The organism is Noviherbaspirillum sp., assembly GCF_035944575.1.
In the GTDB taxonomy this organism is placed as follows: domain Bacteria; phylum Pseudomonadota; class Gammaproteobacteria; order Burkholderiales; family Burkholderiaceae_D; genus Noviherbaspirillum.
Window position 1 is genome coordinate 25,409 of sequence record NZ_DASZBA010000239.1, and the last position, 11,284, is coordinate 36,692.

12 protein-coding genes are annotated in these 11,284 nt (G+C 54.8%); 7 read left to right on the top strand and 5 right to left on the bottom strand.

The annotated features are described in order from the left end of the window. Nucleotides 1-78 precede the first annotated feature (78 nt). The 3 genes from ilvC to VGU61_RS19240 are packed head-to-tail and all read right to left on the bottom strand — an operon-like array spanning nucleotide 79 to nucleotide 3,349. A complete protein-coding gene (gene ilvC, locus VGU61_RS19230; RefSeq protein ID WP_326860884.1) occupies nucleotides 79-1,095 on the bottom strand; it encodes a ketol-acid reductoisomerase in 1,017 nt (338 codons plus the stop codon). Between the two features lie 36 nt (nucleotides 1,096-1,131). Further along, nucleotides 1,132-1,623 (bottom strand): acetolactate synthase small subunit, encoded by a 492-nt coding sequence (gene ilvN / locus VGU61_RS19235; RefSeq protein ID WP_326860885.1) that lies wholly within the window; start codon nucleotides 1,621-1,623, stop codon nucleotides 1,132-1,134. A gap of 1 nt (nucleotide 1,624) precedes the next feature. Next, nucleotides 1,625-3,349 carry an acetolactate synthase 3 catalytic subunit gene (locus tag VGU61_RS19240; RefSeq protein ID WP_326860887.1) on the bottom strand — a complete coding sequence of 575 codons (1,725 nt, stop codon included), beginning with the start codon at nucleotides 3,347-3,349 and terminating at the stop codon, nucleotides 1,625-1,627. Nucleotides 3,350-3,858: 509 nt separating this feature from the next. On the opposite strand from VGU61_RS19240, the gene VGU61_RS19245 reads away from it, so the two are divergent. The 4 genes from VGU61_RS19245 to VGU61_RS19260 are packed head-to-tail and all read left to right on the top strand — an operon-like array spanning nucleotide 3,859 to nucleotide 6,003. Next, the gene (locus VGU61_RS19245; protein WP_326860888.1) at nucleotides 3,859-4,428 is read left to right on the top strand and encodes an RNA polymerase sigma factor; all 570 of its coding nucleotides are present in this window, start codon (nucleotides 3,859-3,861) and stop codon (nucleotides 4,426-4,428) included. Continuing rightward, nucleotides 4,425-4,832, top strand: coding sequence for a DUF3619 family protein (locus tag VGU61_RS19250; RefSeq protein ID WP_326860890.1), 408 nt, complete (start codon nucleotides 4,425-4,427; stop codon nucleotides 4,830-4,832). The genes VGU61_RS19245 and VGU61_RS19250 overlap by 4 nt, the downstream gene beginning before the upstream one ends. 2 nt (nucleotides 4,833-4,834) lie before the next feature. Beyond that, entirely contained in the window at nucleotides 4,835-5,494 is a 660-nt protein-coding gene (locus VGU61_RS19255; RefSeq protein ID WP_326860891.1) for a DUF3106 domain-containing protein, read from the top strand. Between the two features lie 53 nt (nucleotides 5,495-5,547). Beyond that, nucleotides 5,548-6,003, top strand: coding sequence for an RDD family protein (locus VGU61_RS19260; RefSeq protein ID WP_414691666.1), 456 nt, complete (start codon nucleotides 5,548-5,550; stop codon nucleotides 6,001-6,003). Between the two features lie 144 nt (nucleotides 6,004-6,147). Here the strand turns inward: VGU61_RS19260 and VGU61_RS19265 are convergent, their stop codons facing one another. After that, on the bottom strand, nucleotides 6,148-6,834 hold the full coding sequence (locus VGU61_RS19265) for an FFLEELY motif protein (RefSeq protein WP_326860893.1): 687 nt from the start codon (nucleotides 6,832-6,834) through the stop codon (nucleotides 6,148-6,150). A gap of 152 nt (nucleotides 6,835-6,986) precedes the next feature. Here VGU61_RS19265 and VGU61_RS19270 point away from each other — a divergent pair, with 152 nt between their 5' ends. Genes VGU61_RS19270 through VGU61_RS19280 form a run of 3 tightly spaced genes read left to right on the top strand, consistent with a single transcriptional unit; the run spans nucleotide 6,987 to nucleotide 10,100 of the window. Then, nucleotides 6,987-7,508 carry a hypothetical protein gene (locus VGU61_RS19270; protein ID WP_326860894.1) on the top strand — a complete coding sequence of 174 codons (522 nt, stop codon included), beginning with the start codon at nucleotides 6,987-6,989 and terminating at the stop codon, nucleotides 7,506-7,508. Nucleotides 7,509-7,512: 4 nt separating this feature from the next. Then, nucleotides 7,513-9,144 carry a GMC family oxidoreductase gene (locus tag VGU61_RS19275; protein ID WP_326860895.1) on the top strand — a complete coding sequence of 544 codons (1,632 nt, stop codon included), beginning with the start codon at nucleotides 7,513-7,515 and terminating at the stop codon, nucleotides 9,142-9,144. A gap of 23 nt (nucleotides 9,145-9,167) precedes the next feature. Beyond that, nucleotides 9,168-10,100, top strand: a complete 933-nt coding sequence (locus VGU61_RS19280; protein ID WP_326860896.1) for an esterase/lipase family protein — start codon at nucleotides 9,168-9,170, stop codon at nucleotides 10,098-10,100. A 21-nt stretch (nucleotides 10,101-10,121) separates the two neighbouring features. On the opposite strand, the gene corA is transcribed toward VGU61_RS19280, so the two are convergent. Beyond that, nucleotides 10,122-11,087: a magnesium/cobalt transporter CorA gene (gene corA, locus VGU61_RS19285; protein WP_326860897.1), complete on the bottom strand. Its 966-nt coding sequence runs from the start codon at nucleotides 11,085-11,087 to the stop codon at nucleotides 10,122-10,124. Nucleotides 11,088-11,284: the final 197 nt, after the last annotated feature.

Consider the following 11,284-nt stretch of genomic DNA (forward strand, 5'->3'; position numbering starts at 1 on the left):
ACAAAAACGGGGCGCACCCATTGTGCGCCCCGCATATTTTACCCAATACAAGTAATGATATTTCGCAATCGTCGATGCTTAGTTCTTCGACTGATCAACCAATTTGTTTTTCTTAATCCAAGGCATCATCGCACGCAGTTTTTCGCCCACTTGCTCGATTTGATGCTCGGATGTCAAACGGCGACGGGAAATCAGTGTCGGAGCACCAGCCTTGTTTTCAAGGATGAAGCTTTTCGCGTATTCGCCCGTCTGAATGTCTTTCAGACATTGGCGCATTGCGTTCTTCGTATCTTCCGTAACGATGCGCGGGCCGGTCACGTACTCACCGTATTCCGCGTTGTTGGAAATCGAGTAATTCATGTTGCCGATGCCGCCCTCATAGATCAGGTCGACGATCAGTTTCAACTCGTGCAGGCACTCGAAGTAAGCCATTTCCGGCGCATAACCCGCTTCGACCAGTGTCTCGAAACCAGCCTTGATCAACTCGACAGTGCCGCCGCACAGAACTGCCTGCTCACCAAACAAATCGGTTTCGGTCTCTTCACGGAAATTGGTTTCGATAATGCCCGCACGGCCACCGCCGTTGGCCATTGCGTACGACAACGCGATGTCCCGCGCGTTACCGGATTTATCCTGATACACCGCGACCAGATGGGGAACGCCGCCACCCTGTGTATATGTACCGCGCACGGTATGCCCCGGTGCTTTCGGTGCAATCATGATTACATCCAGATCGGCCCGAGGCACAACCTGTCCGTAGTGAACATTGAAACCATGGGCAAACGCCAGTACCGCGCCCTGCTTTGCATTCGGCGCGACGTTCTCGTTGTACACCTGTGCGATATTTTCGTCAGGCAGAAGAATCATGATGACATCGGCCGCCTTGACTGCTTCATTGACTTCCGCAACGTTGAGGCCGGCATTCTTCGCTTTCTCCCACGATGCGCCGCCCCGGCGCAACGCCACGGTTACTTTGCAGCCTGAGTCATTCAGGTTCTGTGCGTGCGCATGGCCCTGCGAACCATAGCCGATGATGGTGACATTCTTGCCCTTGATCAGCGACAGGTCGCAGTCTTTATCGTAGAAAACTTTCATTGCTCTTCCTAACTTGGTTATGTTGTTTCAACTGAATTAAACTTTGAGAATACGCTCGCCGCGCCCGATACCGGATCCTCCGGTCCTGACCGTTTCCAGAATGGCTGTACGATCGATCGATTCGATGAATGCATCAAGCTTGCCTTTATTGCCGGTCAATTCGATCGTGTAAGTTTTCTCGGTAACGTCGATGATGCGACCGCGGAAGATATCGGCAGTCCGCTTCATCTCTTCCCGTTCCTTGCCGACCGCCCGCACCTTGATCAGCATGAGCTCGCGCTCAATGTGCGAGCCTTCGGTCAGATCGACGACCTTTACAACTTCAATCAGGCGGTTCAAATGTTTTGTGATCTGTTCGATTACGTCATCCGAACCGCTGGTGACGATCGTCATCCGAGATAAGGTCGCATCTTCGGTTGGCGCCACAGTCAGCGTTTCAATGTTGTAGCCACGTGCTGAAAACAGTCCAACGACTCTCGACAATGCGCCAGCTTCGTTCTCCAGCAATACAGAAATGATATGGCGCATATTACAGATCCTCCGAACCGAGCAGCATTTCAGTCAAGCCTTTTCCTGCTTTCACCATAGGCCAGACGTTCTCAGTTTGATCCGTGATGAAATTCATGAACACCAGCCGGTCTTTCATGGCGAAAGCTTCTTTGAGCGCACCGTCGATATCGTTCGGATTTTCAATCTTCATACCGACATGGCCAAACGACTCGACCAGTTTGGTGAAATCCGGCAGCGAGTCCATGTAAGACTCGGAATAGCGTGAACCATAGTCGATCTGCTGCCACTGACGCACCATCCCGAGGAAGCGATTGTTCAGGAGGATGATCTTGGGCGTCAAATGGTATTGCTTGCAGGTTGCAAGTTCCTGGATGCACATCTGGATCGACGCTTCGCCGGTAATGCAGGCAACGGTGGCGCCGGGATTGGCCATCTGAACGCCCATTGCATAAGGCAGGCCGACGCCCATGGTGCCAAGCCCGCCGGAATTGATCCAGCGGCGCGGCTTGTCGAAGCCGTAATACTGGGCTGCCCACATCTGGTGCTGACCGACGTCGGAGGTAATGAAGGCGTCACCCTTGGTGACTTCCCACACCTTTTCAACGACAGCCTGAGGCTTGATCACTTCATTCGATGTGGGGTACTTCAGGCACTCACGACCGCGCCACTCGTTGATCTGTCGCCACCATGCTGCAAGAGCGGCTGAATTTGGCGTAGCGGAGGCGCCATCGGCGGCATCGAGTTGGGCCAGCAATTCCTGCAGCACATCTTTCACGTTGCCCACAATCGGAATGTCGACCTTCACCCGCTTCGAAATCGACGACGGGTCGATATCGATATGGATGATCTTGCGCGGATGGGTGGCGAAGTGTTTCGGATTACCGATCACCCTGTCATCGAAGCGGGCGCCGATCGCAATCAGCACATCGGAGTGCTGCATCGCCATGTTGGCTTCATAGGTGCCATGCATGCCGGGCATGCCGACGAACTTGTCGCTGGAGGCCTTATACCCGCCCAATCCCATCAAAGTATTTGTGCAGGGGAATCCCAGCTTGTCGACCAACCTGTTCAGTTCAGGCGATGCGTTGGCCAGAATCACACCGCCGCCTGTGTAGATCATTGGCCGCTCGGCCGACAGCAGCAATTGCACCGCTTTGCGAATCTGCCCGGAGTGTCCTTTATCGACCGGCTTGTATGAGCGCATTTCGAGTTCCTTCGGATACTCGAATGCGCACTTATGCATCGTGATGTCTTTGGGTATATCGACCAGCACCGGGCCCGGGCGTCCTGTCGTGGCAATGTAAAACGCCTTTTTCATGGTCGAAGCAAGTTCCTTGACGTCCTTGACGAGGAAGTTGTGCTTGACGCAGGGACGCGTGATGCCAACCGTATCGCATTCCTGGAATGCGTCCTGACCGATCGCGTGCGAAGGCACCTGGCCGGAGATCACCACCATCGGGATGGAATCCATGTAGGCAGTTGCAAGGCCTGTGACGGCATTGGTCACGCCTGGGCCGGATGTGACGAGCGCCACGCCAACTCTTTGAGAGCTGCGGGAATACGCGTCCGCGGCGTGGATGGCAGCCTGCTCATGGCGAACGAGGATGTGCTGGAATTTTTCCTGATTGAAGATTGCGTCGTAGATGTAGAGCACCGCACCGCCAGGATAGCCGAACACGTGTTCGACGCCTTCCTCGGCGAGACAGCGCACAACGATTTCGGCGCCGGTAAGTTCTGTAGTCATGCCTGGTGTCCTTTCAAGGTCCATTGGAGATTGATCGGATGCTCTCTCCTTGCGAAACCGTTCGGATCGACAGCGCCAAGGCATTCCTTTTTTGTGCGGTCACGCCAGTTCGTCGCGCAATCGTAGTTGCGGTTCAAAATGACGCTAAACGCGACTCGTTCAGCCAAGGTATCTGGACTACCGATACGGATTTCTCACGCTTGTGGCGTGGGTTAGAGCAAACAGCTTTTAAAATGTGAAAGCGCGTCTGTTCGAATGCGGCATCATGTGCCGCGCGCAAAGAGACAAATCTTCGGGGTTTGCGAAGGGACTGATACGTTAATGCGTCGCACCATTTTGGTCAAGCTAAATCAGTCCAAAATCGTTTGAAATCAAGGATTTTCGGAAGAAAATCCGCACAAACCGGCGCTTTTTTGCTAGCATGCGCACAGTTTGCAAAACATCAGCCCCAACCTTTCGCTCCCCATCCAAACCACCTTCAGGTAGCCTGGGAAAATCCGCCGCACTGCATGGCAACCGATAAAGAATTGTCCGATTTTCTTGAGAGCGTCGAACGCCGCGCGTTCAAGCAGGCAATCTATGCCGTCCGGAAGGAGGAATCCGCACTGGATATCGTACAGGACGCGATGATCAAGCTTGCCGAAAAATATGGCGACAAGCCGATCGCGGAACTGCCGCTTCTTTTCCAGCGAATACTGCAGAACACGATTCATGATTACTTTCGCCGCGAGAAGGTCCGCACGACTTGGATCAGCCTTTTCTCCGGCATGTCGTCCGAAAGCGGAGATCAGGATAATTTCGACCTGCTGGAAACCTATGAAGCGGAAGTCGGCACCCAGGCCGCGGAATCGAGTGCAGACAAGGTCGAACGCGACCAGGTCCTCGCTGTCATAGAAGCCGAGGTAAAAAAGCTTCCGACACGTCAACGAGAAGCATTTTTGATGCGTTATTGGCAGGATATGGACGTGGCAGAAACGGCCGCTGCAATGGGATGTTCGGAGGGCAGCGTGAAAACCCACTGCTCTCGCGCCACACACACCTTAGCCCAAGCGCTGAGAGCCAAGGGAATAAGTTTATGAACACCGACGAATTAAGCTTTGCCTATACAGTGCGCCATGCACTGAATGAAAATCTCGACAATCTTCCCGAATCCACCACAAAAAAGCTGGCTGCCGCCCGCAAGATCGCCCTGTCGCGAAAAAGAAAAGAATCGGTGTTCAGGAGCTTGCTTGTACAACCACGTTTTGCGGGCCGCCAGTTCGGCGGCTTCTTCCGCGAACCGCATTTATGGCTTGGCCGCATGGGATTGGCCTTGCCGGTAATCGTACTGGTGGCCGGACTGACAGGCATCTACCAGGTGGAACAGCAGAAGCGGATCAGTGAAATTGCCGAACTTGATGCCGCGGTGTTGTCCGATGAGCTTCCTCTTTCTGCTTATCTCGACAATGGTTTCAACGCTTTTCTGGCGGATCGAGGCGATTGATCGTGGCACTTCGGGCAATCCCCCTTGCCGCCCGCCCTCTGCGGGCGGCGTGCATTTTAGTCTCATTATTTGCTGTCGCAGGCATCAGCCATGGCTCGACCGGAACGACCCTCGCGACCAACGGCGTTGACGCGAAGACCGCCCCCCCGGCGGCAGCCGCCAAACAGCCGGCGCCGTCCAAACTGCAATGGAATGAGCTGACGCCGGCGCAGCAGCAGGCGCTGGCGCCACTGGCGGGCGAATGGAACTCGCTGGAACCCGAGCGCAAGCTGAAATGGCTTGCTATCGGCAACAAGTATGCGTCGATGAATCCTGATGAACAGCAGCGGGTGCAGGATCGCATGCGCGAGTGGCTGAAACTCACGCCGGACGAGCGCAGAATTGCCCGAGAAAGTTACTCTCGTGCAAAAAAACTAAATCCGGACCAAAAATCTGAAAAGTGGCAAGAATATCAACAGCTTTCAGAGGAACAGAAAAAAAAGCTGGCCGCTGATGCCGCTGCAAAAAAACCGGTCGCGACCTTGCCTCGCCCTTCGCAGGCAGCGACCAAACCCGTACCTTCGATAAAATCCACACCCAAACCGGTGCTGGAAGAATCCGTCACGCCCAAGGCGGCTGGCAAATTCCCGCTCCAGCAACCGACCGAACCTGTATCAAAGTAAATACAATCTTGAGCCTTTCCCCTGCCCCGACTTTGAAACGCCGATTGGCAAGCATGGTGTATGAGGCCATGTTGCTATTTGGCGTCCTATTCATCTCTGGATGGATATTTTCAACATTGCTGGACCAACGGCATGCGCTTTATTTGCGTAGTGCGTTGCAATACTGGCTATTCCTCGTGCTGGGACTGTATTTTGTGTGGTTCTGGACCCATCGAGGCCAAACCCTGGCCATGAAAACATGGCGAATCAGGCTTATCGCCAAGGACGGTGGCGACCCAACGACCGCCCAGGCAATTGCCCGCTATTTCCTTGCGCTGCTTTGGATCGTACCGGGCCTTGCCCTCGCCAGGGCAATTGGCGCGCAGGGCTGGATGCTGGTAGTCATACCGCTGGCAAATTTGGTGTTATGGGCACTCGCCATTTACATTGATCCGCAACGTCAGTTCCTCCACGACCGCATTGCCGGCACACGGCTGGTTGAGGTAAGCGAAGCGTCGAAAAAAAATTGATTGGGTGGTGTTGGCTGTCAGGCTGCTGAAGAAATGCAGGTCAAGGCGATTTTTGCCGGGAAGCCAGTGCATGCAGGTTTGCGTGCTGTACATCGCAGTTTCTATGAACGCATGACATCGCATCTTCTCAAATGCCCGCCTCACTCAAAATGGCTTTGGATCACCGGCATAGAGCCTGCTGAGGATTTCGCTTTCACGTTGAACCACAATATCGACGAATACGTCGGGGCGGCGCATCTCCTTGAATGCCTTGAATCCGCGCTCCAGAAAAAGCTGCAATTCCGAAAGTCTGGCCAGTTTGGCCGGCGTTCTCATTACTTTCAGCGTACCGCCGATTAAAGGCAGCCTGATCAATTCGCACAAGGCACTGCCGACGGATTTCACGTGCCTGATCTGTCTTTGCCGCTCTGTGCGCGATGTCAAGCGATAGGCATCCATATACTCCGACTCTGAAAACGCCGCACCAAGCCGGCCCGCCATTTCGGCATCCAAATATTCCGACAGGGCATCCAGTTCAAGTGCTTCGGTAATGGTTTCCAATGCGCTGCCCGGAAGAACCTTCTCCATCGTTGGAACGATGCGCTCGACGTCGCTATCGCGCTGCGTCAGATCCTCCGGCCCGTATAAATCGTTCAGGAAAAACAGTGCAGCGGCACGTGTCTCCGGGGACGCAAGAAGGTCGCGATAGGTATTGGCCATTCTTGAAGACTGGAATCGCTTGACGGCAAGCCGAGCGGCAAGGACATGCTCGTTTTGCTTGGCGGCCTGACGCTGCGATGCGGCGGTATGCAATGCCTTGCGCAGCCTGAAAATGATTTCCTGTTTGGACATGATGTATCGCACAAACAAAAAGAGCCGAACTGAAAATAGTGCCTTGCAATCATTCATCCCATATGCCGGATTCTAGAACGAAAACTCTAGCTGGCCTTGGATACCGGTCTGATCCTTGGAGTACACTGGGGAAAATTAAAAATGTTATAGACATGGCAGACATCCTTTCCCGTCGTGTTTTCCTCAAGGCAGGTCTTATCGGCACAGTGACGCTGGCTGCAGCAGGCGGCATGTATCGTGTCTTGCATAGGGGAGCGGAGCAGCCGAATGCCTTCATGATGAACGAAGACGCGAAGGCGGTTCTGACCGCTGTCATCCCGGTCGTTCTCCAGGGCGCGATAGCGCCGACCAGCGAAGCAACCAACACAGCCTTGCGCCATGTGCAAGATGCTATTGCGGGTCTTCCTCGTCCTACTCAAAAAGAAATCCAGGATCTGTTCGGCCTCCTGACTCTGGCGCCGAGCCGTCGGTTGCTGGCCGGACTCAATGTTGAATGGTCGCAAGCCTCGCCGGATCAGGTTCGAACTTTTCTGGAGGATTGGCGTAACCACCGTTTTGCATTGATGCAGAGCGCTTATCATGCCTTGCACGACCTCATTACCGGCGCATGGTATGGCGACGAATCAACATGGCAGGCAATCGGCTATCCTGGCCCGATGAAAGGATTGAGCTGAGTTCATGTCTTCGAATATGATTCCTGACCCGATTGCAGCGGGTATTGCCTCTGGATGGTCGGTGATTGATGCATCCGGTCTCACCAAGAACCGCACAATCGAGGCGGATGTGGCAATCGTCGGAAGCGGCGCCGGCGGCGGTGTGACCGCCGAAATCCTTGCATTGGCGGGCCTGAGAGTAGTGATCATCGAAGAAGGCCCGCTGAAGTCGTCAAAAGATTTCAATATGCGGGAAGCACAGGCGTATCCGGCACTGTACCAGGAGTCTGCGGCACGCAAGACCAAGGACAAGGCGATCAATATTCTTCAGGGGCGCGCCGTCGGAGGCTCCACCACTGTCAACTGGACATCCAGTTTCCGCACGCCTGCCAGCACGCTTGCGCATTGGCAAAAGCATTTCGGCCTGAAGAACTACACTTCCGAAGCGCTTGTGCCGTGGTTCGCCATGATGGAGCAGCGCCTCAACATTAGCGCATGGCAAACTCCGCCGAACGAAAACAACGATCTGCTGAAGCGCGGAGCTGCTCGGCTCGGCATACCCACTGCGGCAATCATGCGTAACGTAAAAGGCTGCTGGAATCTGGGTTACTGCGGCATGGGGTGCCCGACCAACGCCAAGCAATCGATGCTGGTAACGACGATTCCGTCGGCGCTGTCACACGGCGCGACCCTGCTTACACGCGCCAGGGTTGAGAAACTCGTCTTCAGGAACGATGCGGTGGCGGCCTTGCACTGCACCGCGCTCAACGCGGATGGAATGACGCCATCAGGAGTCAAGGTGAATATCCGGGCGCGCCACTATGTCATGGCAGGCGGCGCGATCAACTCCCCTGCTCTCCTGCTCCGGTCCAATGCGCCGGATCCAAGCACACAACTGGGCAAGCGTACATTTCTGCACCCGACGGTCCTGTCGGCGGGACTATTCGATCAGAAGGTAAATGGTTTCGCTGGCGCGCCGCAAACCATCTATTCTGATCATTTCCTGGATTCGCAGCCAATCGATGGACCGATCGGCTACAAACTCGAAGCGCCACCGCTGCATCCGCTGCTGTTTGCATCCACCATGCCCGGCTACGGCACACAGCATGCAGAGCTGATGAAACAGTTCAGCCATGCTCATGCGCTCATCGCCTTGCTGAGGGACGGCTTCAATGAGGAGTCCATCGGCGGCGAAGTGCAGCTCCACAATGACGGCTCGCCGGTTCTCGACTATCCGTTTACAAATGCGCTATGGGACGGCGCACGGCGTGCGTTGCTATCGATGGCGGAGATTCAGTTCGCCGCCGGCGCGAAGATGGTGTACCCCGTTCATGAAAAAGCCGCGCCATATTCAAATTGGGCAACTGCCAAAAAGTCCATCGAATCCCTACCCTACAAACCCCTCCTGACCCGGGTGGTCTCTGCCCACGTAATGGGAGGATGCACGATGTCGGACGACGCGCGGTTGGGGGTGGTAACGTCCAATGGGCGTTATCGCGACGTCCGGAACCTGTCGGTACACGACGGATCGCTTTTCCCCACCTCAATCGGGGCCAATCCGCAGCTCTCCATTTACGGCATTTCCGCCAAACTGGCAAGCGAACTTGCCGTCGAACTTACCGGGAAACCTGCACCAAAGCTTTACGCTGCCACATAGTTCAACAACCTTTTCCCATATCAATGATTGTACGGATTACCCGCACGCTGCTTCTCTTGCAGTTACTGGTTGCTGCGACCATCAGCGCGGCAGTGGCGAAGGTCCTTGGCGTCAATGCATGGATCGCCGTCATCTGGGGCATCGGCGCAGTTGTGCTACTGCGACTGCTCATCAATGCCAACAATTTTTATCTGTCATGGCGGTATAGAAGCGAAACACCCGCGGCCTACAGGCTCAATGTGTTGCAAGCACTGAAGCTGTTCATCGGCGAATTCAGCGCTAGCATGATTTCTTCGTCCTGGACGATGCCTTTCTACGCGTTCGACAAGCGCATAGCGCGGCGACCGGCCACGCTGCCAGTGTTGCTCGTGCATGGATATGGCTGCAATAGCGGCTATTGGCATTCGATGAGCAAGGCAATGACGCGCGCGAATGTAAGCCACTATGCGATCGACATGGAGCCGGTCATCGGAAGCATCGATGCCTATGCGTCGGTGATTCATCGAGCGGTGGAAAACATCTGCAGCGAGACCGGCTGCGAGAAGATTGTCATCGTTGCCCATAGCATGGGCGGCCTGGCGTCACGCGTCTATCTGCGCGATCATGGCGATCGCCGGGTTGCGAAGATCATCACGCTTGGCACACCGCATCGTGGAACCGGGCTTGCGAATTTCGGGGTTGGCTTGAACTGCGAACAGATGCGCTGGACCGAGGATGGATTGGAAGGCGTATGCAGTGAGTGGCTGCAGGCGTTGGCTGCCAGCGAGGATGTGGATTCCTACCGTGCTTTCGTGTCGATCTTTTCGCATCACGACAATATCATCGCACCGCAGATGTCATCGCGTCTGCCAGGCGCGGTCAATATCGAATTGGGCGGCGTCGGCCATGTTGCACTGGCGATGCATCCAGAGGTGCAATCCATCGTGATCGAAGAAGTGTTGAAGGTGCCAAGGTAATTGCGCTCCAAGTCGGCGCAGCTACAACCAGCCCGACTTCTTGAATCGGTAATACAGGTAACCGCAGATGACGGCGACAAATCCCAGCGCTGCCGGATAGCCGTACTTCCATTTCAGCTCGGGCATGTGTTCGAAATTCATTCCCCAGATACCGACAAAGGCTGTCGCAACGGCAAAGATGGCGGCCCATGCGGCGAGCCGCTTGTTAACCTCGCTTTCCTCGATCGTCACCATCGAAAGATTGACCTGGATCGCCGTATTGATGGTGTCCCGTATGGCGTCGATCGCGGTGTTGATCCGATACAGATGGTCATAAACATCGCGGAAGTATTCCTGGGTGTTGATGCAGATGGGAGGCACTCTGCCGCCAAACAACTTCAACAACGCTTCCATCAGTGGCGTGACCGCGTGCTTGAGCACCGTGGCCTTGCGCTTCAACTGGTAAAGCCGCTCGATGTTGGCGCGCTGCGCCCCCTCGCTGAAAATCTGTTCTTCGATCAAGTCCAGCTCCGCCTCGATGACGTTCAGCACGGGAAAATAACGATCCACCACTGCGTCCATCAATGCATAGCAGACAAAGGCCGCTCCCTGCTTCAGAAGATGGGGTTCCCGTTCACAGCGCTCGCGCACGCCGAGGAAGTCCTGGCTGCTCCGGTTTCTGACGGAAAGCACGTAGCTTTCCTGAACGAAGATCGCAAGCTCGCCGACATTCAACTCACCGTTGGCAAGTTCCACGGTATGCACGACGACGAAGAGCGAGTCGCCGTATTCTTCGATTTTCGGCCGCTGATGTCCGTGTTGGGCATCCTCGACCGCAAGTTCATGCAGGTTGAATTCCGCCTGCATCTTCTGCAGCTCGGCAGGCTCCGCATCCTTCAGCGCGATCCAGACAAAACAATCCGGCTGATGGATATAACTGGCGATGTTGTTCATCGCTACATCGGCCAGCCTTCTGCCTTCTCTGTAGGCAACGCAGTTTATGAGCACGATCGGATACTCCGAATAGCGGTTCTTGAAACTCGAAAATGGTCGTCCAACGACCTACGAACAATAAGCATCGTTAAGCATCGTCAAAGAGATACAGGATGAGTAAATACCCTATGTTAAGCGACGCAAATTTGCCTCTTATCGAAGAATATCAATGCATTGTCTGATGGCACGCCTCATTGCAAAAATAGGCCGTC

Excerpts from the sequence above, each read along its gene's own strand:
- ilvC (WP_326860884.1), bottom strand. The coding sequence starts at position 1,095 with ATGAAAGTTTTCTACGATAAAGACTGCGACCTGTCGCTGATCAAGGGC.
- ilvN (WP_326860885.1), bottom strand. The coding sequence starts at position 1,623 with ATGCGCCATATCATTTCTGTATTGCTGGAGAACGAAGCTGGCGCATTG.
- VGU61_RS19240 (WP_326860887.1), bottom strand. The coding sequence starts at position 3,349 with ATGACTACAGAACTTACCGGCGCCGAAATCGTTGTGCGCTGTCTCGCC.
- VGU61_RS19245 (WP_326860888.1), top strand. The coding sequence starts at position 3,859 with ATGGCAACCGATAAAGAATTGTCCGATTTTCTTGAGAGCGTCGAACGC.
- VGU61_RS19250 (WP_326860890.1), top strand. The coding sequence starts at position 4,425 with ATGAACACCGACGAATTAAGCTTTGCCTATACAGTGCGCCATGCACTG.
- VGU61_RS19260 (WP_414691666.1), top strand. The coding sequence starts at position 5,548 with ATGGTGTATGAGGCCATGTTGCTATTTGGCGTCCTATTCATCTCTGGA.
- VGU61_RS19265 (WP_326860893.1), bottom strand. The coding sequence starts at position 6,834 with ATGTCCAAACAGGAAATCATTTTCAGGCTGCGCAAGGCATTGCATACC.
- VGU61_RS19270 (WP_326860894.1), top strand. The coding sequence starts at position 6,987 with ATGGCAGACATCCTTTCCCGTCGTGTTTTCCTCAAGGCAGGTCTTATC.
- VGU61_RS19275 (WP_326860895.1), top strand. The coding sequence starts at position 7,513 with ATGTCTTCGAATATGATTCCTGACCCGATTGCAGCGGGTATTGCCTCT.
- VGU61_RS19280 (WP_326860896.1), top strand. The coding sequence starts at position 9,168 with ATGATTGTACGGATTACCCGCACGCTGCTTCTCTTGCAGTTACTGGTT.